Here is a 23,015-nt window from a genome sequence, read left to right on the forward strand (position 1 = left end):
CTCAAGTGGTGCGTTGGAGCGGCCGATAGTCCAGCGGGCATGTTTCATGTCCGCACCTCGCCCCCATGCCAAAACACGAAACAGACCAAGGAAGTTCTCCGTACATGATCCTGCATTCGAAGTCCCGCGCGGCCTCCCGCCGCCTCTCGCCGTCCCTGTTGGCCTCGGCCATCACCGGCACCCTGCTGGCCGCCATTGCCGTCCCGGCCCTGGCCACCCCAACCAGCGATGTGCTGCAGCGTTACCAGCAGCAGCGTGCCGAACAGTCCGCCGCCTTTGGCCGTGAACTGCAGACCGCCTCGCTCGCCGCCACCTTTGCCATTCCGGCAGCGTCGGCTGGCCCGAACGCAGCCCTCACCACCCCGCGTCCCAGTTCCGTTTCCAACGGCCCGGTCATGGGTGAGCCTGGTGATCTGGAAAGCTGGCGCAGTGCTGAGTTCAACGCCGATTGGGGCCTGGAAGCAATCAATGCCGACGCTGCGTACGCGCGCGGGCTGACGGGCAAGGGCATCCGCCTGGGCGTGTTCGACAGCGGTACCGGCCTTGACCACGATGAGTTCGCCGGCAAGGACCACCGCAGCATCCATCTGGCGGATGTGCTGCCCGACGGCAGCCTGTGCGGCAATACGACCGTTGTGGATGGCCCAGACGCATGCTTCAGCAGCGATGGCGACCAGGTGGCGGTTGACTACCAGATCATTGATCCAGCGTATGCGGCGCTGCTCAACAGGAACGGCTACTACGAAGGCGCCAGCTATCAGATTCACGGTACCCATGTCTCAGGTACCATCGCCGCCAACCGTGACGGCAGCGGGACCCATGGTGTGGCATTCGGTGCCGATCTGAGCGTGGCGCGCTTGTTCTCCAACAGTGTGAGCTACCTCTCGGTGGTCAACATCGGTGGCAACCTTTACCTGGATTCGCAGAACGTCGCCGGGATCGGTGCATCCGATTCGATCTACCCGCAGTTGTACGCTCAGCTCAACGATCAGGGCACGCGCGCGGTCAACCACAGCTGGGGCCTGGCCAACGAGCCGGACAGCGCTGACATGCTGGACATGTACCAGTCGCATCCGGTGTTCGCCGATGCATTGGCTGCCATGGCCGAAGGCTCTCGCAGCCGCGGTTTGATCCAGGTATGGGCCGCAGGCAATACCGACGCGCCCAATCCCTCTCCGGAGCAGGCGCCCATCGCCGGCATGTATGCCTCGCTGCCGCGTGCCATCGCCGATATCGAGCAGTACTGGCTGGCCGTGGTCAACGTCAACCAGGACAGTGAGCTGAGCAACAGCTCGATGCGCTGCGGACTGGCGGCCAACTGGTGCCTGGCGGCACCGGGGTCTGTCATCACGTCCACGGTCTATGGCGCCGACTCGCAGATCGACGCCGATCTGTACGACGAAGGCGGTAATCTGGTCCTGGAAATCAACGGCCAAGTCCCGACGTATTCCTACCGGGACCTGAGCGGCACCTCGATGGCGGCGCCGCACGTCACCGGTGCCCTCGGCCTGCTGTTCGAACGCTTCCCGTACCTGAGCAACGCGCAGGTCCGCGACGTGCTGCTGACCACCGCCACCGATCTTGGTGCCGCCGGCGTGGACGACGTCTACGGCTGGGGCCTGATGAACCTGGCCAGCGCGATCGAAGGCTACGGCATGCTGCGCGTCGACACCGACGTGGTCATGAACCAGAAGGCCGGCGGCCTGAAGGTGTGGGAAGGCGATGCGTGGGACGACTGGACCAACGACATCGGCGGCCCGGGCAAGCTGACCAAGTCCGGTATCGGCTGGCTGCGTCTGAGCGGCGACAACACCTTCAACGGCGCGATCGTGCGCGAGGGTGTGCTGGAGCTGGACGGTGCCAATGCACTGACCGCCTCGGTCGATGTGCAGGGCGGCCAGTTCCTGCTCAACGGCAGCCTGGTGTCCACCACGCTCAACAGCCTGGGCGGCAGCAGCGTGATCTCCAACACCGGCGTGCTCGATGGCTCGGCACTCAATGTGACCGGCGGTTCGGTCACGTTCAATGGCCTGCAGCGCGACGGTGACACCACCGTCGGCAGCGGCGGCAGCTTCGTGCTCAACGGCCGTCTGGTCGACAGCACGCTGACCTCGGCCGGCACCACCCGCGTCAATGCCGGTGCGCTGCTGGACGGCTCGGACCTGTTCGTCACCGCTGGCACCGTGTCCTTCAACGGCGTGCAGCAGGACGGTTCGACCGTCGTCGGCGCCAAGGGCACCCTGAAGGGTGTCGGCACGCTGGGCAGCACCCGCGTTGAAGGCATCATCGCGCCGGGCAACTCGATCGGCACGCTGACCATCAACGGCGATTACGTGCAGACTGCCACCGGCGTCTACCAGGCCGAACTGGCCCCGGGCAGCCGCAGCGACGTGCTGCGCGTCACCGGCCGCGCCACGCTGGACGGCACCTTGAAGGCGCTGCCGGAAGTGGGCGTCTACTACCTCGGTGAGCAGTTCAACTTCCTGCAGGCCGCTGGCGGTGTGAACGGTCAGTTCGCCACCACCGACTTCTCCGCGTTCTCGCCGTTCCTGCAGTTCAGCCTGGCCTACACGGCCAATGGCATGAGCATCGGCGTCACGCGTGGCAACTCGCTGGTCAGCGCGGCGGTCACTGCCAACCAGATCGCTGTGGCCACCAGCGCCGACGGCCTGGGCGTCAACCAGGGTCTGCCGAAGCCGCTGACCCAGCTGTTCCCGGCCCAGGTTGGTGCGGCGCTGGACGCGCTGAGTGGTGAAATCCACGCCGCCACGCCGATGGCGCTGGTGGAAAGCAGCCGTTACCTGCGGGATGCGGCCCTGAGCCGTGCCGTGGGCGTGCGTTCGCCGGCTGCCGGCGATGACGCTGCCGCCGGCGGTGCATGGGTGCAGGCGATCGGTGGCAGCGGCAAGCTTGATGGCGATGCCAATGCCGCGCGTACCGATTCCAACAGCAATGGTCTGCTGGTCGGTGCCGACCATGTGTTCGGTGGCGGCTGGCAGGTCGGCGCGCTGGTCGGTACCGGTCGCACCGACATCAAGCAGGCGGCGGGCCGTGGTGCCCGTTCGGAAATCGACAACACCCATTTCGGTGCGTATGTCGGTAATCAGTGGGGTGCGTTCGGTCTTCGTGCCGGTCTGGGCTATTCCCGCCATGACGTGGACAGCAAGCGTCAGCTGACCTTCGCCGGCTATCAGGATGCGCTGTCGGCCAAGTACGACGCCACCACCCGCCAGGCCTTCATCGAAGGCGCGTACCGCTTCGGCGGTCGCGAGGCGGGTCTGGAGCCGTACGTGCAGTTCGCCCGCGTTGAGGTGGACGTGGACGGCTTCGCCGAACAGGGCGGCGCCGCAGCACTGAACGGTCAGGTCGCCGACACGAGCACCAACGTGGCGACCGCCGGCGTGCGCTTTGACAAGGGCCTGAAGACGTCCTGGCAGCAGGAAAGCTGGCTGCACGTCCGCGGTGGCGTCGGCTACCGTCGTGCCTCCGGTGACCGCAGCCAGGTCGCCGATCTGGCCTGGACCGGCGGCAGCAGCTTTGCTGTCAGCGGTGCGGCGATCGCCGACAACGCGGTGGTTGCCGAGCTGGGCCTGTCGGCCTGGTTGAGCCCGCGCAACCAGCTGGAGCTGGGCTACAACGGCACCTTCGGTGATGACGCCCGCGACCGCAGCGTCACCGCGCGCTGGTCCGTGCAGTTCTGATCCAGCGGTACCGGTAAACGGAAAAAGGCGGCCATTGGCCGCCTTTTTCTTTGCATTGGCCTTGCGGCCATGACCACATGGATGCGGTGGGCGACCCCGTTCGCGGCCGGTTTCGACGCCCGTGATCCGATCGGGGCCTTGCTGTTGGTCGCCGACCAGCCGATGATCCTCGATGGAGTGAACACCAAGGCCTCCGATGCCGGGGTCAGCGCCCAGTTCGTCGAGAACCATATCCAGATCGGTATCGAGGCGCTTAAGCTTATGCGGCGCAACGGCGAGTCGGTCCGCCACCTGCGCTTTGACGAGTAACGGCAATGGAACGGGTGTGCGTCTTGGGGCGCCCCCTACAGGGGTAGTGAATGGACGTGGCGGCACAAGTAGTGGAATTCTGGCGCGAGGCTGGACCGCAGAAGTGGTTCGCGCGCGATGACGCGTTCGATGCGCGCTTGCGCCAGCAGTTCCAGGAAGAACATTTCGCTGCCGCCCGCCGCGCCCGCGAGCATTGGCTGAGCAGCGCCGAGGGCGCGCTGGCGCTGATGATCCTGCTCGACCAGTTCCCGCGCAATTGCTTCCGCGATACCGCGCACTCCTACGCCACTGATGGACTGGCGCGTCACTACGCGATGCGCGCGGTGGAGGAGGGCCTGGATCTGCAACTGGTTCCCAAGCTGCGTGCCTTCATCTACCTGCCGTTCGAGCACTCCGAGGATCCGCAGGACCAGGAGCGTTCGGTGGCGATGTTCGATGTGCTGGGCGACAAGGAATACCTGCAGTACGCCGAACTGCACCGCGACATCATCCGTCGCTTCGGGCGCTTCCCACACCGTAATGCGGTGCTGGGTCGGATGCCGACGCCGGAAGAGCTGGATTATCTGGCCGAGGGCGGATTTGCGGGGTAACCGGTGGATGGACGCCACCGGCACCACGAACAAAAAAACGCCGGCAATGCCGGCGTTTTTCTTGTCCCGCAACGCGCTGAAGATCAGTACTTCGGCACGCCGTTGTCCACCTCGTTCGACCACGCGTCGATGCCGCCGGTGATGTTGGACACCTTGGTGAAGCCCAGGGCGCGGAACTGCTCGGCGGCCTGCGCGCTGCGGCCGCCGTGGTGGCACAGGAAGGCCAGCGCGGTGTCCTTGGGCAGGGCTTCCAGGCGGGCGCGGTTGTCACCGTCGAAGGTTTCGAACGGGGCGTTGATCGCCGCGATCGCACGCTCGTCGGCGGGGCGCACGTCGACCACGGTGATGCTGCCGGCGCGGAGCTGGTCGTCGGCGTCGCGCACGCTCAGTTCCTGCACGGCCTTGGGCGCGTTCGGGTTGTCGATCGCCAGGCCCTTGCCACGGATGTCGTCGACCCAGTCGATGGTGATGCCTTCGGCGCGTCGCGCGCTGGCCAGATCGAACTGCACGCGCAGGCCGTTGGATTCGGCGGCGATCGCGTTGTCGTCGTGCGGGGCCAGCTGGAAGTTCGGCTGGAAGCGCGCGTCGATGCCCAGCTGCAGTGAGGCACCCGGGGAGTCGGCGAGCGCGCCACGCAGCATTTCCACGGCGGCCGGGGTCACGGTGATGCGCGGCGGGGTGCGGTCCGGTGCGGCCAGGCCGAGCACGCTGCTCAGCTCACCGTTGCCGGCCATCTGCAGGATGATGTCGCTGCCACCGATCAGCTCGCCGTCGATGTACAGCTGCGGGATGGTCGGCCACTCGCCATAGGCTTTGATGCCTTCGCGGATGTCCGCGTCGGCCAGCACGTTGACGTGGTCGAACTCCACGCCCAGGTCCTGCAGGGCGCCGACGGCCTTGGCCGAGAAACCGCACTGCGGCATGCTCGGCTGACCCTTCATGAACAGCACGACGCGGTTGGCGTTGAGAATGGATTCGATGCGCGAGCGCAGGGCGGGATCAAGGGACATGACGGTCGGGGTCCGGATATGCGAACCGCCTATTCTACGCGGCATGGCATCATGGGGCATGACCGTACCGGAAACGTTGCATCGCATTCCCCGGCGCCCTTGGCGCTGGGTGCCGTGGCTCGTGCTGTCACAGGCGCTGGTGGTAGGGGTCTGGGTGGCTTGGGGCTGGCGCTACGGCCTGCCAGTGATGGTGGCCACGCATGCCCTGTTCATGGTGCCGGTATTCCTCCCCAACAGCCGCTTTTATGCCCCAGTGCTCAGCCGCCTGCCCGGCGACGCCCGCCAGGTCTGGCTGACCATCGATGATGGCCCGTCGGCGGAAACCCCGGCGGTGCTCGATCTGCTGGACCGCTATGAGGCCAAGGCGACCTTCTTCCTGGTCGGCGAGCGCGCGCAGGCGCAGCCGGACCTGGTCCGCGCGATGCTGGCCCGGGGGCACAGCCTGGGCAACCACAGCCACCGCCACCCGCAGACGCGGTTCTGGCGGCTGGGGCGACAGGCCATGGCGGCGGAGATCACGCAGTGCCAGCAGGCCCTCACCGCGATCGCCGGCACGCCACCGCGCTGGTACCGCTCGGTGGTCGGGATGACCAATCCGTTCGTGGCCCCTGTGTTGAAGCAGTGGCAGCTGACCCGGGTCGGCTGGAGCGCGCGGGGTTTCGACGGGGTGGATTGCACGCCCGGGCAGGTGGTCGAGCGGATCACGCGTGATCTGGCGCCGGGCAGCATCGTGCTGCTGCATGAGGGCGCTGCACATGGCCACAACCTGGTGATCATCGAGGCCATCCTGCAGGCGGTGCAGGCCCGTGGCCTGCACGCCGGGCTGCCGGACTGAGGCCGAGGCCTACGCCGGCGGGAGTGCGGGGATCAGCTCAGGGAGCCGATGATCATCAGCAGCACCACCCCGAGCATGCTGCCGATCGAGATCACCAGGCCGAGGATCGCGAACACGCGGCGGCGGTCTGCCTGAAATGCACCGGCGACGCCCAGGCCGAAGGCCACCAGCTGCATCAGTGCGGTGCACATCAGACCGAGGCCGACCAGGATCGCCGACATCGAGGTCTCCTCCATGCCGCCGGGCGTGGTGGTCTCGATGACGCCGGCCAGTACGATCAGCCCCAGCATCAGCAGTGCGCCGCCCACGGCAGTGATGAACGAGGCAATACCCATGCCGGAATGGGGAGAATGCGGGGTGTGCATCCGGGTTCCTTGTCGATGCGGTGAAAGAGTGACTCAGTGTGCCGCAGGCAGTGCGCCTGCAACATCGCTCGGCGGATGCGATGTCCGCCATTGGTCGCGGATCCAGCCGCCCAGCGACAGCTGGGCGATCACCAGCCCCAGTGTCGCCAGCAGCGCGATGATCCCGAACAGCCTGCGGCGGCGCGGCTGCAGAACGCTGCCCAGACCGAGCAGCGCCGCCAGAATGGCCAGTCCGATACTGCTGCCGAGCAGCGCCGCCAGCGACCACGGCAGTTCGCGCATGGCCGCGTGTTCGGGCGCATGCGCGTAATGCATGCTGAGGACCAGCAACAGCAGGCCGCAGGCACTGACGACCAGCGCAGCGATGCCCAGCGCGGAATGTCGAGTCTGTCTTTGCATGGGCGGCTCCGTGCCGGAAAGGGGGGCGAGTATGCGCGCGTGCGGTCGGCGGCGCGAGCCACGGCGACTACGCAGCGAGCGGACGATCGCCGACGATCAACCAATTGTTGAACGGCGTATTGCCATACAGCGGTGTCATCCGCAGGTGCAGCCCGGCGGTTTCCAACGGAGCGCGCACGCTCTCGGCGTCGGGATAATGGCGTGGGCGCGTGCCCATCCAGCCCACCAGATGCGCGAGCATGTCGGTGATCCGCGTGGTGCGGTCGCGGCCACTATGGTCAGCCAACGTGGTGCGGATCATCAGCCGCGCCCCGGGGGCCACGCGCGCGGCGGCGTCGAGCAGCAGTTGCGTCTGCGCGGGCGCGGGCAGGTACTGCAGCACGTCGAGCAACGTGACGTTGCCGTGGTGGGCGGGCAGCGCGGCACTGGCATCTACGCAGGTGAAGGTGGCCTGTGGCAGCGCGGCACGCGAGCTGGCCTGCTCGGCACGGGCGACCTTGCCAGCGTCGATGTCCACACCGTGATACGCAAGTGTGCTGCCCTGCTGGCGCAGCACGTGGGCCAGCAGCCCCAGGCCGCAGCCGATATCCAGCAACGGTGCCGCGGGCGCGTCGTTCAACGCGGCGAGCACGCCGGGATACAGCGGATCACTGCCGAGCTTGCCGCGGCTGTAGTAATAATCGCGGCGATTGCCGAAGCGCTGCGTCGGCAGGAACGCCGATGCGATCCGGCGGGCCTGCTCTCTGGCCAGCGGCAGCGTGGCCTCGCTCAGCGGGTCGGCTCCGCCCACAGCACGCGCGTCACTTCAAACGCGCGCTGATGCCACAGCGTGTACATCGTGGCGGACGGATGCAGACCATCCTCGGCCAGCATGACGCTCTCGCCGCCCAGTTGGCGGCTCAGGTCGGTGATGTCGACGAAGGCCACGTCATGTTCGGCGCAGATCGCCGCAGCAGCAGCGTTGTAGGCATCCAGTTCCTGCCCGATCCGCACACGGTCGCGGCCGGATGCCACGGCATAGGGAGTCACGCCCCAGTCCGGGATCGAAAGAACCAGCACGCGCGGTGCACGGTCGCCCGCGAAGGCAAGCGCCCGCTGCAGCAGGGCGGTGAAGCGCGGGCGGTACTCGTCCACGCTGCGCCCACGGTATTGATCGTTGACCCCGATCAGCAGGCTGACACACTCGAACGGCCCCTGAGGTGCGTCGGCGTCGATGCCGGCCTCAAGCTCGTCGGTGGTCCAGCCGGTGGTGGCGATGATCGTCGGGTCGTCCACCGCAACGCCGATGTCGCGCAGCGCCGCGGCCAACTGCATCGGCCAGCGCCCGGCCGGCTCGACGCCTTCGCCGATCGTGTAGGAATCGCCCAGCGCCAGGTACGGCAGGCCCATCAGGCCACCGCGCTGCGCGGCTTGAGCGGCACCACCTTGGTGTTGGCCTCGGCACGGCGTGCCAGGGCGCGGTCGATGCGCGCGAACACATCGCGCATCACCTCCGGCTCGGGCAGCAGGGTCACGCGGAAGTGGTGGCGATAAGGCACGTTGAAGCTCGAGCCCGGGACCACCAGCACGCCTTCTTCGTTCATCAGTTCCAGCGCGAAATCATGGTCGTCGAAGCTGCGTGCCGCCGCACCGACCACCGCCGGGAATGCGTACAGCGCGCCGGCCGGGGCCACCAGCGACAGATGCTCGCTGGCGTTGCAGGCCTCGATCACCGCGCGGCGGGTTTCATACAGACGGCCACCGGGTGCGCACAGCGGCGAGATGGTGTCCGGCCCGTTGACCGCCGCATCGATGGCGTACTGGCCCGGCACGTTGGCGCACAGGCGCAGCGCGCTGAGCAGGTCCATCGCCGCACGGAACTCACCCAGCCGCTCGCCCGCGCCGGACAGCATCGCCCAGCCCACGCGCCAGCCGCAGGCGCGATGCACCTTGCTCAAGCCGCTGAAGGTGATGCACGGATGCTCGCCGGCCAGTGGCGCGACCGCATGGAACTGCGCGTCGTCGTAGAGGATCTGGTCGTAGATCTCATCGACCATCAGCAGCAGGTGGTGCTTGGCCGCGATGGCGACGATGCGCTCCAGCAGCTCGCGCGAGTAGCTGGCGCCGCTGGGGTTGTTCGGGTTGATCAGCACGATCGCGCGGGTGCGCGAGGACACCAGCGCCTCGATCTCGACCGGGTCTGGCTGGAAGCCGTTCTCCGGTGCGCAGCGGTAATACACCGGGCGGCCATCGTTGAGGATGGTCGCGGCCGACCACAGCGGGTAATCCGGCGAGGGCACCAGCACTTCGTCGCCCGGATTGAGCAGGGCGCGCAGCGACAGGTCGATCAGCTCGCTGACGCCATTGCCGATGAACACCCGGTCCGGGTGCGCATCGGGTGCGCCGCGACGGGCGTAGGCGGCGGCGATGGCTTCGCGCGCCTCCGGCAGGCCCTGCTGGTGGGTGTACGGATCAGTGCGGCCCATGTCATCGGCGATCGCACGCTGCAGGTGCTCCGGCGCGCGGAACCCGAAGTTGCCCGGGTTGCCGATGTTGAGCTTGATCAGCTTGCGGCCCTGGGCCTCCAGCTCCCGCGCTCGTCGCGCCAGTTCGCCCCGGATCTCGTAGCGGACTTCGGACAGGCGCTCGCGGGTGGCGAGCGGCTTCAGCGGGGGCGTGGACATGAACGGGCCGTCATTCAGGCATGGAAACCGCATGGTAGCGGAATTGTTGCGTTGCAGGGCAAGCGTTTCCGGCCCAACGCCCGGCCCTGCAAGGCAGTTGCAGATGAAAGGATTTCCGTCCGTCCACGCCTGCGCGGTCCCCCGCGCCGACGCCTGGTCGCCACACCCATTAGAATGGGCACGATGAGCGAACCCACTGATTACCTTGCCCTGCAGACCATTGGCTGGCCCTGGCCGGGCGGCCCGGAGCTGCCGGACTGGCAGGCCCTGTTCGAGCAGTTCCCGCAGGCGCGCCCGGGCCGGGTGATCGAGCAGCATCGCACCGGGTACATCGTCTCCGATGCGCCGGAAGCGGCAATCAAGACCGAATCCCCGCCGGAATGGCAGCGCCCACGCTTCCCCAGCCACGAGCGCGCGGCGGTCGGCGACTGGGTGCTGCTGGAGGGCATCAAGATCGTTGCCCTGCTGCCCCGGCGCACCGCGATCAAGCGCGGCGCGGCCGGCGAGCATTACCACCAGCAGGTGATCGCGGCCAACATCGATACGGTGTTCATCGTCTGCGGGCTGGATGCGGACTTCAATCCGCGCCGGATCGAGCGCTACCTGCTGCTGGTCGGCGGGGGCGGTGCGCAGCCGGTGGTGGTGCTGACCAAGGCCGACCAGACTGAATACAGCCAGGATGCCCTGGACGTGCTGGAAGAACTGGCGGCGCAGAACATTCCGCTGCTGGCGATCAATGGCAAGGACCCGGCCAGCGCCTCGGCCCTGTTGCCGTGGCTCGCCGCTGGCCAGACCGTGGTACTGGTCGGCTCCTCCGGTGCGGGCAAGTCGACCCTGACCAATACGCTTCTCGGGCACGAGCGCATGAAGACCGCCGATGTGCGCGTCAACGACTCGCGCGGCCGCCACACCACCACCCACCGCGCGCTTATTCCTTTGCCGGCCGGGGCCTGCCTGATCGATACGCCGGGTATGCGCGAGCTCAAGCCGACCGGTGAAGAGGCGCTGAGCGAAGGCGGTTTCTCCGATGTAGAGGCGCTGTCGGCGCAATGCCGTTTCCGCGACTGCGCCCACCAGCGTGAGCCGGGCTGTGCGATCCGCGCGGCCATCGATGACGGCACGCTGGATGAAGAGCGCCTGCTCAACTACTTCAAGCTGAAAGAAGAAGTGGCTGCCGCCGCGGCCAAGCTCGCCGTGCGCCAGGCGCAGCAGGCCATCGAGCGCAAGCACGTCGGCAAGGGCGCGCAGTGGCGCCCGGGCGGAAAGGGCGGCCGGCGATAGCTTTTGCTACTGTCCGTCCATGGACACGCCAATGACCGTGGATCGTGACGTCGCCCACCACACCGCGCTCGATGCCCAACTGGTCGAGGCGGTAGGCGGGATCAAACTGCTTGGGCTGACCAGCTGGCCGGCCGCGCTGCAGGCACCGTTCCTGGCCAGCGTCGCCCGCGGTCAGCCAGTGCTGCCGCAGGTCGACTATCCCAGACTTGATTTCGCCGATACCCGCCACCGGCTGGCTGCGATCAGCGCGCAATGCGATCCCGACCATCCCATCGGCCTGTACGTGCAGCGCTCGGCGCACAGCTGGGACCAGGCCGCCGGCCTGCTCGAGTCGCTGGGCACCGTCGAGGTGGACCGTTACTCGGTGGAACTGTTCGGCGCGCCCGAGCAGCCGCTGCCCGGCAATGGCCCCAGCACCCGCGATGCCGCCCGCCATTTCATCCAGATCGCGCAGGAGCTGGACCATGAGCTGCTCGCGCCGGAAGAACAGGTGCCGGTCTCGGCCACTGCGCTGCAACTGCAGCTGCAGAGTGATCTGGATGCGTTCTTCGAATCGCGGATCATCAGCGTCCAGCTGGATCCCGACCTGATTTCCAAGGCCGCCGCCGGCCCGAACCGGATCCGTCTGCGCACCAGTGCGCGTTTCAGCGCCTACGACCGTGCGCAGTTGTTCCACCACGAGGCGCTGGTGCATTCGCTGACCGCGCTCAACGGCCGCGAGCAGCCGCACCTGCCCAGCCTGGCGCTGTCCTCGCCGCGGGTCACCGCCACCCAGGAAGGGCTGGCGACCTTTGCCGAGCAGATCACCGGCAGCATCGACATCGAGCGCCTCAAGCGCATCAGCCTGCGCACCGAAGCCATCGCCATGGCGCGCGAAGGGGCCGATTTCATCCAGGTGTTCCGCTACTTCTGCGCGGCCGGCCAGAACAACGAAGAGAGCTTCGCCTCCGCCCAGCGCGTGTTCCGCGGTGTGCCCCCGAGCGGTGGCGCGGCCTTCACCAAGGACACGGTGTATCTGCGCGGGCTGGTCTCGGTGCACACCTTCTTCCGCCACATGCTCGCCGAAGACCGCCTGCAGGTCTGCCGCTGGTTGTTCGCCGGCAAGATGTCGCTGACCGACGCGATCGCCTTCGCCCCCTTGTTCGAAGAAGGCATCCTGCGCCCACCGCGCTGGCTGCCGCATTGGGTCAGCCGCGCGAACGGATTGGCCGGCATGCTCGCGTTCTCGCTGTTCGCCAACCGCATCCGCATGGATCAGCTCGCCCCCGAGTAGTGCCGGCCGCTGGCCGGCTGCCTCGCGCTCCCTCCGCGCGCTCCCATGCGTCAATGAGCACTGCATCGCAATTCATCTGTGATGCGCTGAACCGTAAACATCCTTTCATGTTCCGCTCGCATGCTGGTCATGCACCTGCATTGCGCAGGTCATCTTCCCCCATGTAACGGACGACCATGCTTACCCGACCCCTGACGATCGCGGTGGCGCTCGCGCTGTGCGCCGCCACTGCCAACGCTGCCGATGTAGACGCCACCGCCGCTGCCAACGTCGCGCTCAGCGCGCAGACCCTGGATACCGTTTCGGTGATCGGCCAGGGTGAGACCCGCCAGGTGCAGCGCATCACGGCCGTGGACAAGGAAGTGCTGCCGCCGGGCACCAGCGGCCAGAAGATCCTTGATCGCCTGCCGGGTGTATCCGTGCAGTCCAACGATGCCTTCGGCGCCAACGAAGAATCGCAGACGATCAGCCTGCGCGGCTTCGACAAGAGCCGCCTGGGCTACACGCTGGATGGCATTCCGCTGGGCGACAACAGCTACGGCAATTACAACGGCCTGAGCATCGCCCGTGCGCTGATCGCCGAGAATCTCGCCGGCGCAGAACTGTCCCAGGGCATTGGCTCGCTGGGTGTTGCCTCGACCAGCAACCTCGGCGGCACCATCCAGTACTTCTCGCAGGACCCGTCCACCGAGTTCGGCGGCAAGGCCAGCGTCACCGTCGGCGATGACAACCAGCGCCGCGGCTACCTGCGCGTGGACACCGGCGACATCAACGGCTTCTCGGCCTATGTCTCCGGCGTGCATCAGGATTCGGACATGTGGGCCGAACCGAACCAGAACCAGACCACCCGCCAGTTCAATGCCAAGGCGATCTGGAACGTGGGCGACAACCGCTTCGGCGCCTTCGCTGCCACCTCGCGCGTGAGCCAGGCCAACTACGCTTACCTGTCCAAGAGCATGCTCGCGCGTGGCCTCGGCTGGGACTGGAACATCTACGCACCGGACTGGGATCGCGCCGTTGCCGCCGCCTACTGCGCACCCGGCACCTACAACGCACAGAAGTGTGCGTTCACCGGTGGCGTCAACAGCATCGATGACGCGTACTACCAGAGCCGCGCGCTGCGCGACGACAACCTGTACTCGCTGGATGCCGACCTCGCGCTGGGCGACAGCGCCCGCCTGAAGCTGCTTGGCTACCACCACGAGAACCGTGGCCAGGGCCACTGGTGGGCACCGGGCCAGCCGTCCAACCCCGGCACCCCGGAGATGCTGCCGATCTCCATCCGCAGCACGAACTACACCATCAACCGCCAGGGCATCACCGCCGCGTTGAGCTGGCAGTGGGGCATCCACGAATTGGAAGCGGGGCTGTGGTACGAACGCAACGACCACAACGTCGAGCGCAATTTCTACTACATCACCGGCCCGTTCCTGGATGACGGCTACCTCAACCACCCGGACCGCCGCCTGTTCGATCAGGACTTCGACATCCGCACGCGCCAGTTCTACGTGCAGGACCGCATGCGCTTCCTGGACGACCGCCTGACCGTGGATGTGGGCATCAAGAGCCCGAACACCCGCATGACCGCCAACGCGAAGCCGGGCACCGAAGCCAGCTACGCCTCCGGCACCCTGACCGCCAAGGAATCGGTACTGCCGCAGGCCGGCATCGGCTTCAAGCTGAGCCCGAACCAGGAAGTGTTCGCCTCGTACTCCGAGAACATCGCCGCCTTCGTCGGCGGTGGCAGCGGCGGCCCGCTGCAGGTCTCGCCGGAATCCTTTGCGGCCAGCGCCGGGCTGGAACCGGAGAAGTCCAAGACGCTGGAAGCCGGCTTCCGTACCTTCGGTGAAAAGTACCAGGCCTCGATCGCCGCCTATCACGTGACCTTCGACAACCGCCTGCTCTCGCTCAACCCCTGCACCAGCATCGAAGTAGGCACGCGCCCGGAGTGCATCACGCGCTTCATCAACGTCGGCTCGGTGAAGAGCCGCGGCGCGGAACTGACCTTCATCCTCAAGCCGATGGATGGCCTGCAGTGGTACAACGCGCTCTCGTGGAACAAGACGACCTACGAGGACAACTACACCTCGGGCGGCGCGATCGTGCCGGTGGCCGGCAAGATCACGGTGGACACGCCCGAGCGCATGGCCTCCAGTGAGATCAGCTGGAACCGCGATGGGTTCTTCGCGAGTCTGCGTGCGAAGTACACGGGCAAGCGTTATTACACCTACACCAACGATCAGTCGGTGCCCGGCGTGACGACGTTCGATGCGGGGATGGGGTATTCGTTCGGGCCGGGCATGGGTCTGCGCGATATCAAGGTGTCGCTCAATGCGACCAACCTGACCAACAAGCGGTATGCCGGCCAGCTGAGTTCGTTCGCGCCGACGGATCCGACCGGCACGCGCTATGCGATCCATGCCAGTGCGCCGCGCCAGGTGTTCATGACGGTGGCTGCGGAGTTCTGATCTCCGCTTGCTTGGGCAAGGGTAGCCACCGACCGTTGGTCGGTGGCTTTGCTTTGTGCAGATGCAAGGGCGCAACGCCAACAGCGCAACGCCAACAGCGCAACGCCTAGAGCGCAGAGCTTCGCAGATGACTGGGCCAGGCGTGGGGTGTGTGGGTTCGCGGGACGCGCCGTAAACCCATCCATGGGGGCTCGTGAGCCGCATCCATGCGGCACAACGGTCGCGCCAACCCACACACCCCACGCCTCCGACAGTTGGCTGGTGGCCATGGCGAAGTAAAGCCAAGCTGCAGACGGACAGGGCGCGGCGACTCGATCTGAGAAAGTCACGCAGATCAATCGAACCAAGCAGGACAAGCAAGCCAACAGGCCAAGCCAACAGGCCAAGCCAATGCAACGGAGCATCAGGTGGCGCACCAGCTCACTGTCAGAGGGTAGGCACGGGTGGGTTGGCGGGACCGTGTGTTGCCATGGATGGCAACACACGAGCTTACATGGACGTACTTGCAGCGGGTCCCGCCAACCCACCCGTGCCTGCCCAGCGCGACACGGGCCTGCAGTCCGGCTTTTGCCCCGCCGTTGCAGTTGGAGTTGCAGTTGCGGTTGCCATTGCAAATAGCCCAACGTTCCCGAAACCACGGAAGCAAAAGAAAAAAAGCCGCGATGCCAACCAGCATCGCGGCACACCTCGTGGGGGAGGCCACGCATCACGTGGGATGCGCAAAATCATCAGAACATGTGCAGACCACCATTCACCGCATAATCCGCACCCGTCACATACGCCGCATCATCGGATGCCAACCACGCACACAGACTCGCCACCTCCTCCGGCTTGCCCAACCGCCGGATCGGCACCGAACCTGCCAGACGATCCAACACATCCGGCGGAAAACTGCTGATCGACTGACTCGCGATATAGCCCGGCGAAATCGTATTCACCGTCACACCCCGCGTCGCCACCTCATTGGCCAACGCCCGGCTGAAACCATGCATCGCCGCCTTCGCCGTCGCGAAATTCACCTGGCCGATCTGGCCCTTGTGCGCACTCACCGAGCCGATGTTCACGATCCGGCCCCAGCCCCGCGTACTCATGCCATCGATCACCTGCTTGGTGATGTTGAACAGCGCATGCAGGTTCGAACCCATCACCGCGTTCCAATCGTCCGGACTCATCTGCCGGAACAGCACATCGCGGCTGCCGCCGGCATTGTTGACCAGCACATCGATCTCGCCGACCTCGGCCTTCACCTTGGCGAACGCGGCCACCGTCGACGCCCAGTCCGCGGCATTGCCTTCCGAGGCGATGAAATCGAAGCCCAGTTCGCGCTGCTCGCGCATCCAGGCAGCCTTGCGCGGTGAATTGGGGGCGCAGCCGGCGACCACGGTGTGACCGTTGCGGGCCAGCTTCTGGCAGATGGCAGTGCCGACACTGCCCATGGCACTGGTGACGTAAGCGATGCGAAGAGTCATGGCGGAACGCTCCTTGGTAGGCGGATCAGGACGCAAGCGGATACAGGCCGAACAGCAGCCCACCGAACATCAGCAGCATCGAAATGGCGATGGCCCACTTCAGGGTGAACTTCTGGTGATCGGCGAACTCCACCTTGGCCAGGCCGACCAGCAGGTAGGTCGAGGGCACCAGCGGGCTGAGCAGATGCACCGGCTGGCCGGCCAGCGAGGCGCGCGCCATCTCCACCGGCGTGATGCCGTAGTTGCCGGCCGCTTCGGACAGGATCGGAAGGACGCCGAAGTAAAAAGCATCGTTGGACATGAAGAAGGTGAACGGCATCGAGGCCAGCGCGGTGATCACCGCCAGGTACGGGCCCCAGCTGTCGGGAATGATCGCCAGGAAGCTGTGCGACATCGCCTCGACCATGCCGGTGTTGTTGAGGATGCCGGTGAAGATGCCGGCCGCGAAGATCAGCGAGACCACGGAGAGCACGTTGCCGGCATGGTTGACCACGCGGCGGCGCTGCTCGGCCAGGTTGGGGTAGTTGATCACCAGGGCGATCGCGAAGCCGACCATGAACAGCACCGGCATCGGCAGCACACCCAGGATCAGCGCGGTCATCAGGGCGATGGTCAGGCCCAGGTTGACCCACAGCAGCTTCGGGCGCTTGGTGTCTTCGGCGTCTTCCACGGTCGGCAGGGTGTTGCCATCATCGGAGACGCTGTTGTCCATCCAGCTGCCGCCCTGCGGCAGTGTCACCACGCCAAGGCGACGGCGCTCCTTCATGCCCAGGTACCAGGCCAGCACCAGTACGCCGGCGCAGGCGATCACCATCGAGGGGATCAGCGGCACGAACACGTCGGCCGGGTCCACGTGCAGCGCGGTGGCGGCGCGGGCGGTCGGGCCACCCCACGGGGTGAGGTTCATCACGCCGCCGGCGAGGATGGTCACGCAGGTCATGTTCAACGCGTTCATGCCCAGGCGCTGATACAACGGCAGCATCGCCGACACGGTGATCATGTAGGTGGTCGAGCCATCGCCGTCGAGCGAGATCAGCATCGCCAGGATGGCGGTGCCGAGCACGATCTTCATCGGGTCGCCCTTGACGAAGCGCAGGATGATCCGCACCAGCGGATCGAACAGGCCCGCATCGATCATCACCCCGAAGTACAGGATGGCGAACATCAACATCACGCCGGTCGGCGCGATCTTCTTGATGCCTTCCAGCATCATGTCGTCGATGCCGGCCGCGAAGCCGCCGATCAGCGCGAACAGGATCGGAATGGTGATGAGGGCGACCAGCGGCGAGAGCCGCTTGCTCATGATCAAATACATGAATGTAATGACCATGCCAAAGCCGAGGATGCTCAGCATCATCTGCATTCTCCAGAAGAAACGGTGCGGGAAGTAGGCATCAGAAGTCGTACTGCAGGCGGCCGGTGACCGCGCGTGTGCGGTCCACGGTGGCGTCGGCCAGGCGGTCGCGGTTGCGGCTTTCGATCAGGTTGAGCATGAAGCGCAGGTTCGGGCGCATGTACCAGTTGCCACCCAGCGTCCACGCCTCGGTCTGGCCGTCGCGCAGGTCGGGCTGCCCGATCAGGTGCTGGTCGCCGCGCATCTGGTCATAGCGCAGTGCCAGTTCGAACGCGCCGGCGGCGTGCTGGAAATCCTTGACCCGGCCGAAGCGCCCGGTCTTGCGGTCATACACGCGCGACTCGCCGGTGACGAACCAGCTGACCAGGCCATAGCCGGCCAGCACTTTGCCGCGCTGGCTGCCGTCGTCGAAGGTGGCGCCGCTGAACTCGCCCTGCCACGACAGCGGGCCGCGCACCTGCGCGTACTCCAGCGACCACTTGTTGACGTCGGTGTCGCGCCCGGCCGAGAAATCGACCAGGGTCAGGCGGCTGTTGTCGGAGAGATGGCCGGCCGGGCGCGGGCGGATGCGCAGGGCAGGCACGCCGTCGGCGCCAGGGTTGTCGTAGCGCTCATGCGCCAGCGACACGCCCAGGTGCAGCACATCACCGGCGGTGGCGCCCGGGGCCCAGGTCGCGCGGCCGCCGGCGGCGCGACCCTTGACCTGCCACGCGTCGATGCTCTCCAGGCTGTAGGCGCTGGCGGCCCAGGTCATGTCGCCGCGTGCGGCCTGCCAGGAGGCGCCGAGGCGATACAGCGGCGCCAGCGTGGTGCCGGCATTGCCGCGCTCCAGGAAGGTGCCGTAGTTGGAACTGGTGCGGTCATCCAGCGAGAAGAACTGCTTGAACTGGCCCACGGTAAGCTTGCCGGCATCGCCGAAGCTGCGGCTGACGAACACATCCTTGGCCTCGACACGGTCGCCGGAGAAATCCGCTTCCAGCTTGTAGTCGACCACGAAGAACTTGCCGGATACGTCAAGCCATGCGCGACGGATCTCGGTGTCGTCCTTGTTCGGGGTGCCGCGGCTGTCATTGTGGAAGTCGGCGAAATCCAGATGCAGGCGGCCGCCAAGGCTGGCGGTGACCGGGCGGTCATCCTCGGTGTCGTCGGCGGCCCAGGCCGGCGCGGCCAGCAACAGCGTGCAGGCCGCAGGCAGGCACCAGCGCAATGCGTTCAGTTCCATGGACCCTCCCAGGTACCGGATGTTCGGGGGTGACGCGATGGCGCAGCCTAGTGCCGGGATGCTGTCATCCACCTGTCAGTCATTGCTGCACCGCAGCGGAGCGCACGGATGCGGCTGCACGCGCTAGCATTCGTGCACCTTTCCCGATCCCGACCGATGCGCATCCTGCTGGTGGAAGACAACCCGGACCTGGCCGACGCGATCGTCCGCCGCATGCGCCGCAGTGGGCATGCCGTGGATTGGCAGAGCGACGGGCTGGCCGCGGCGAGCGTGCTGCGCTACCAGTCGTTCGATCTGGTCGTGCTCGATATCGGCCTGCCCAAACTGGATGGGCTGCGCGTGCTGGCCGGCATGCGCGAGCGCGGTGACAGCACGCCGGTGCTGATGCTGACCGCACGTGACGGGATCGAAGACCGTGTGCAGGCGTTGGATGTCGGTGCCGATGATTACCTGGGCAAGCCGTTCGATTTCCGCGAGTTCGAGGCGCGCTGCCGTGTGCTCTTGCGGCGGACGCGTGGCCAGGCCAGCGAGGTGGTGCAGATCGGTGGGTTCCAGTTCGACAACGCCGCGCACCGGGTCAGCCTGGATGGCCAGCCGATCGAGCTGCCCAACCGCGAGTACCGTCTGCTGGAGATCCTGATGGGTCGGCTCGGACACGTGGTGGGCAAGGACGAGATCGGCAACGGCCTGTTCGGCTTCGATGATGAGGCCGGTCCCAACGCGATCGAGCTGTATGTCGGGCGCCTGCGCCGCAAGTTGGCTGATGCACCGCTGCGCATCGTGACCGTGCGCGGCAGCGGCTATCTGCTGGAGGCGCACGATGCGGCGGGCGAGGGCAGTCGCGATGGTGACTGAGGCCCGCGCGCCGACCTCGATCCGGCGCACGCTGTGGCTGTATCTGGGGGGGTTGATGGCACTGTTCGCGGTCGCATTGTTCTTTGGCGCGCGTGACTACGGCCAGCGTGCGGCCAATCGCTCCTACGATCACCTGCTGGTGTCCTCGGCGCTCTCGATCATCGATTCGGTGGCGCTGGTGGACGCGCAGTGGCAGGTGGATCTGCCCTATGCCTCGCTCGATCTGCTGGCCATGGCGCCGGAAGACCGCGTGTTCTATCGCGTCTTCGATGCGCGCAACCAGACCGTAACCGGCTACGACGATCTGCCGGCGCCACCGCGCACGCCGACCGATCGCCCGCAGCTGTTCGACGCCCCCTACAGCGGCGAAACCGTGCGCTTCGTGGTGGTGTCGCGGCGGGTGTCATCACCGTCCGCGCAGGCCGAGGTGCGTGTGCAGGTCGGGCAGACCCGGCGGGCGCGCGAAGCGCTGGCGCAGGACATGGTGACCCGCGCGCTGGTCGCGATCGTGGTGCTCTCGCTGTTGTCGCTGGCGCTGGTCGCGCTCGGCGTGCACCGGGCGCTGCGCCCGCTGGTGCGGGTCGAACGTGAGCTCTCGCGGCGCGAGCCGTCCGATCTGCGGCCGCTGGATGCGACCACACCGCAGGAGATGGACCAGATGGTCGGCGCCTTGAACCACTTCATGGGCCGGCTCTCGACCAGCAATGAAACTCTGCGCGCGTTCATGGCCGAGGCGGCGCATCAGATGCGCACGCCGCTGGCCGCACTGCGTGCACAGGCGCAACTGGCGCTGGATGATGAAGACCCCGAAGACATGCGCCGCAGCCTGGAGGCCATCGAGCGCAATGCCACGCACATGAGCCGTCTGCTCAATCAGTTGCTCAGCGATGCCAGTGTGATTCACCGCGCCAACCTGCAGCGCTTTGCGCTGGTCGATCTGGCCGAGATCGTGCACCAGGGCCTGCACGAGGCGTTGCCACAGGCATTGCCGGCACCCCGCGTGCAGCTGGCGGTGACCAGCGATCCGGCGTGGGTCAACGGGGATGCCCTGCTGCTGCGCGAAGCGATCAAGAACCTGATCGACAATGCACTCAAATACGGTGGCGACGGCGCGTTGCAGCTCGCGTTGACCACGGATGACAGCCACTGCGTGCTGACCATCGCCGACCATGGCCCTGGGATCGCGCCCGCCGATGCGGAGCGGGTCTTCGAGCGCTTCGCGCGCGGCGAGGGCGCAGCTGCCGGCGGCGCCGGGCTCGGCCTGGCGATCGTCAAACGCGTGGTCGACAGCCATGGCGGCCATATCGACCTGTCCAACCGGGTCGACGGTGGCCTCATCGCCACCATCCGGCTGCCGAGGAGATACGCATGAAACGCTGGCAGGGCCTGTTGATGTTGATGTCGCTGTTCGCCACCACGGCTTATGCCGATCCCGGGGACGTGCAGCGCTTCCCCGCGCAAGGCGCGCCGACCGCGCAGCTGCGCATCCACGGCTCGACGGACATCGAAGTGTTCGGCACGGTCATTGCCGACTACCAGCGGCTGCATCCCGGCACGGAGGTGATCTACGAAGACATCATCACCCAGGACATGTACGCGCGTTACCTGCGTGACCGCAGCGGCGCGGCCGCACCGGACATGCTGATCAGCAGTGGCATGGACCTGCAGGCCAAGCTGGTCAACGATGGCCACGCGCTGGCGCATCGCTCGGCGCAGACCGATGCGTTGCCCGCCTGGGCGCAGTGGCGGCACGAGGCATTCGGCATCAGCTATGAGCCGGTCGCGATGGTCTACAACACGCGCACGCTGCCCGCGTCGCGCGTGCCACATACCCGTCGCCAACTGCTGGAGCTGCTGCGCGCGCCGGATGCGCCGCTGCTGGGTCGGGTCGGCACTTACGATGTCCAACGCAGCAGCGTCGGGTATCTGCTCGCCACCCAGGATGGCCAGCGCGGCAGCATGGCCGGCGCGCTGCTGGGCGCGCTGGGAGACAACCGGGTGCAGCTGGAGGAGCGTACCGGGGTGCTGCTAGACCGGGTCAGCAGCGGCCAGCTCTCGCTGGTCTACAACGTGCTGGGCTCCTACGCGCAGGCACGCATCGATGCCGGCGCGCCGCTGGGCATCATCGAGCCGGAGGACTACACGCTGGTGATGCTGCGTACCGCGGTGATCCCGCGCGGCGGAAAGCACCCTGAGGAGGCCCGCCGGTTCCTGGATTACCTGCTGTCGCCCCGTGGGCAACAGGTGCTCTCCCGCGAAGCGCGTTTGATGCCGATCCTGCCGGCGGCGGGCCAGCGCCGGGGCGCCTCGCCCGAGCGCAGTTATCGCCCCATCCAGCTCGGCCCGGGCCTGCTGGTGTATCTGGACGCGCTCAAGCGCCGCCAGTTCCTGGAGGCATGGCGCGGCAGCATGCAGCAGGGACGGTGAGGCCGTTGGCGCGCCCCCTTCAACACGAAGGGGGCTCTTCTCCAGACACTCAACGTGTATCGGCAGGTTGGGTCCGCTACGCCGCAGGGATGCCGGTAGTGACGGCCGCTGGCCGTCAACCTCATTACAATGGCCCGCATGAGTGACATCACCGTTCTGGTCGCCGACGACCATCCCCTGCTGCGTGCTGCGGTCGTGCATTCGCTGCGCCAGGCGCTGCCGCAGGTCACTGTGATCGAAGTGGCCAGCGCCGCCACGCTGGAGAGCGCGCTGGACCAGCATGCGGAGATCGAGCTGGTCCTGCTCGATCTGACCATGCCCGGTGCACGCGGGTTCTCCTCGTTGTTGCATGTGCGCGGCGCGCATCCGGATGTGCCGGTGGTGATCGTGTCCTCCAACGATCACCCGCGGGTGATCCGGCGTGCGCAGCAGTTCGGCGCGGCAGGTTTCATTCCCAAATCCGCGCCGGCCGAAACCCTCGGCCAGGCGGTGGCCGCGGTGCTCGATGGTGGGGTCTGGTTCCCGGCGATGGCGGCCGAACGCTCCGAATCCGATGCGCTGCTGGCCACGCGCCTGGCGCAGCTCACTCCGCAGCAGTTCCGGGTGCTGTTGTGCCTGGCCGATGGCCTGCTCAACAAGCAGATCGCCTACGAACTGGGCCTGGCCGAGAACACGGTGAAGGTGCACGTCACCGCGATCCTGAAGAAGCTGGAATGCCACAGCCGCACACAGGCGGCGGTGCTGGTCAAAGCGCTGGAGCCGGAAGGCGATGCGGGCGCCGGCGTCTAGCGGCA

At 66.7% G+C, this 23,015-nt stretch carries 19 protein-coding genes and 1 pseudogene; 11 read left to right on the plus strand and 9 right to left on the minus strand.

The window, feature by feature from the left end; all coding sequences use genetic code 11:
- Window positions 1-104 precede the first annotated feature (104 nt).
- From K4043_RS08495 to K4043_RS08505, 3 genes and pseudogenes are all read left to right on the plus strand, one after another.
- On the plus strand, window positions 105-3,701 hold the full coding sequence (locus tag K4043_RS08495) for an autotransporter serine protease (protein WP_265308959.1): 3,597 nt from the start codon (window positions 105-107) through the stop codon (window positions 3,699-3,701).
- A gap of 90 nt (window positions 3,702-3,791) precedes the next feature.
- Window positions 3,792-4,010, plus strand: a pseudogene (locus K4043_RS08500) (AMP nucleosidase); the annotation flags it as partial.
- Window positions 4,011-4,060: 50 nt separating this feature from the next.
- Window positions 4,061-4,600: a DUF924 family protein gene (locus K4043_RS08505; protein WP_265308960.1), complete on the plus strand. Its 540-nt coding sequence runs from the start codon at window positions 4,061-4,063 to the stop codon at window positions 4,598-4,600.
- Window positions 4,601-4,683: 83 nt separating this feature from the next.
- Here the strand turns inward: K4043_RS08505 and grxD are convergent, their stop codons facing one another.
- On the minus strand, window positions 4,684-5,610 hold the full coding sequence (grxD, locus tag K4043_RS08510; protein WP_121039705.1) for a Grx4 family monothiol glutaredoxin: 927 nt from the start codon (window positions 5,608-5,610) through the stop codon (window positions 4,684-4,686).
- A gap of 58 nt (window positions 5,611-5,668) precedes the next feature.
- Between grxD and K4043_RS08515 the strand changes: the two genes are divergently transcribed.
- Complete coding sequence (locus K4043_RS08515; RefSeq protein WP_265308962.1) at window positions 5,669-6,445, plus strand: polysaccharide deacetylase family protein; 777 nt, start codon at window positions 5,669-5,671, stop codon at window positions 6,443-6,445.
- 32 nt (window positions 6,446-6,477) lie between these two features.
- On the opposite strand, the gene K4043_RS08520 is transcribed toward K4043_RS08515, so the two are convergent.
- From K4043_RS08520 to K4043_RS08540, 5 genes are all read right to left on the minus strand, one after another.
- Window positions 6,478-6,810: a hypothetical protein gene (locus K4043_RS08520; protein ID WP_123730220.1), complete on the minus strand. Its 333-nt coding sequence runs from the start codon at window positions 6,808-6,810 to the stop codon at window positions 6,478-6,480.
- A 33-nt stretch (window positions 6,811-6,843) separates the two neighbouring features.
- Window positions 6,844-7,209, minus strand: a complete 366-nt coding sequence (locus tag K4043_RS08525; RefSeq protein ID WP_265308963.1) for a hypothetical protein — start codon at window positions 7,207-7,209, stop codon at window positions 6,844-6,846.
- A gap of 67 nt (window positions 7,210-7,276) precedes the next feature.
- Entirely contained in the window at window positions 7,277-7,960 is a 684-nt protein-coding gene (locus tag K4043_RS08530; RefSeq protein WP_265309317.1) for a class I SAM-dependent methyltransferase, read from the minus strand.
- A 17-nt stretch (window positions 7,961-7,977) separates the two neighbouring features.
- Window positions 7,978-8,598 carry a GDSL-type esterase/lipase family protein gene (locus tag K4043_RS08535; protein ID WP_265308964.1) on the minus strand — a complete coding sequence of 207 codons (621 nt, stop codon included), beginning with the start codon at window positions 8,596-8,598 and terminating at the stop codon, window positions 7,978-7,980.
- Window positions 8,598-9,872, minus strand: coding sequence for a pyridoxal phosphate-dependent aminotransferase (locus tag K4043_RS08540; protein WP_265308966.1), 1,275 nt, complete (start codon window positions 9,870-9,872; stop codon window positions 8,598-8,600). Before K4043_RS08540 ends, K4043_RS08535 begins: the two co-directional genes overlap by 1 nt.
- 174 nt (window positions 9,873-10,046) lie before the next feature.
- On the opposite strand from K4043_RS08540, the gene rsgA reads away from it, so the two are divergent.
- The 3 genes from rsgA to K4043_RS08555 all read left to right on the plus strand — a co-directional run bounded on the left by rsgA (window position 10,047) and on the right by K4043_RS08555 (window position 14,894).
- On the plus strand, window positions 10,047-11,153 hold the full coding sequence (rsgA, locus tag K4043_RS08545) for a ribosome small subunit-dependent GTPase A (RefSeq protein ID WP_265308967.1): 1,107 nt from the start codon (window positions 10,047-10,049) through the stop codon (window positions 11,151-11,153).
- Between the two features lie 19 nt (window positions 11,154-11,172).
- The gene (locus K4043_RS08550; protein WP_265308969.1) at window positions 11,173-12,426 is read left to right on the plus strand and encodes a flavohemoglobin expression-modulating QEGLA motif protein; all 1,254 of its coding nucleotides are present in this window, start codon (window positions 11,173-11,175) and stop codon (window positions 12,424-12,426) included.
- A gap of 176 nt (window positions 12,427-12,602) precedes the next feature.
- Window positions 12,603-14,894, plus strand: coding sequence for a TonB-dependent receptor (locus K4043_RS08555; protein WP_265308970.1), 2,292 nt, complete (start codon window positions 12,603-12,605; stop codon window positions 14,892-14,894).
- 728 nt (window positions 14,895-15,622) lie between these two features.
- On the opposite strand, the gene phbB is transcribed toward K4043_RS08555, so the two are convergent.
- From phbB to K4043_RS08570, 3 genes are read right to left on the minus strand one after another with little or no spacing between them, the layout of a single operon-like run.
- The gene (phbB, locus tag K4043_RS08560; protein WP_123730229.1) at window positions 15,623-16,363 is read right to left on the minus strand and encodes an acetoacetyl-CoA reductase; all 741 of its coding nucleotides are present in this window, start codon (window positions 16,361-16,363) and stop codon (window positions 15,623-15,625) included.
- Between the two features lie 25 nt (window positions 16,364-16,388).
- Window positions 16,389-17,717, minus strand: coding sequence for a CitMHS family transporter (locus K4043_RS08565; RefSeq protein ID WP_070473693.1), 1,329 nt, complete (start codon window positions 17,715-17,717; stop codon window positions 16,389-16,391).
- A gap of 40 nt (window positions 17,718-17,757) precedes the next feature.
- The gene (locus K4043_RS08570) at window positions 17,758-18,939 is read right to left on the minus strand and encodes a porin (RefSeq protein WP_265308971.1); all 1,182 of its coding nucleotides are present in this window, start codon (window positions 18,937-18,939) and stop codon (window positions 17,758-17,760) included.
- A 156-nt stretch (window positions 18,940-19,095) separates the two neighbouring features.
- Here K4043_RS08570 and K4043_RS08575 point away from each other — a divergent pair, with 156 nt between their 5' ends.
- The 4 genes from K4043_RS08575 (at window position 19,096) to K4043_RS08590 (ending at window position 23,010) form a co-directional block, all read left to right on the plus strand.
- Window positions 19,096-19,794 (plus strand): response regulator transcription factor, encoded by a 699-nt coding sequence (locus K4043_RS08575; protein ID WP_123730231.1) that lies wholly within the window; start codon window positions 19,096-19,098, stop codon window positions 19,792-19,794.
- Window positions 19,784-21,166 carry a sensor histidine kinase gene (locus K4043_RS08580; RefSeq protein ID WP_123730232.1) on the plus strand — a complete coding sequence of 461 codons (1,383 nt, stop codon included), beginning with the start codon at window positions 19,784-19,786 and terminating at the stop codon, window positions 21,164-21,166. The genes K4043_RS08575 and K4043_RS08580 overlap by 11 nt, the downstream gene beginning before the upstream one ends.
- A 20-nt stretch (window positions 21,167-21,186) precedes the next feature.
- Window positions 21,187-22,221, plus strand: a complete 1,035-nt coding sequence (locus K4043_RS08585; protein WP_260232280.1) for an ABC transporter substrate-binding protein — start codon at window positions 21,187-21,189, stop codon at window positions 22,219-22,221.
- A 138-nt stretch (window positions 22,222-22,359) separates the two neighbouring features.
- Window positions 22,360-23,010: a response regulator transcription factor gene (locus K4043_RS08590; protein ID WP_123730234.1), complete on the plus strand. Its 651-nt coding sequence runs from the start codon at window positions 22,360-22,362 to the stop codon at window positions 23,008-23,010.
- Window positions 23,011-23,015: the final 5 nt, after the last annotated feature.

Origin of the sequence: Stenotrophomonas sp. SRS1 (genome assembly GCF_026130205.1) — a bacterium.
Lineage (GTDB): Bacteria > Pseudomonadota > Gammaproteobacteria > Xanthomonadales > Xanthomonadaceae > Stenotrophomonas > Stenotrophomonas rhizophila_B.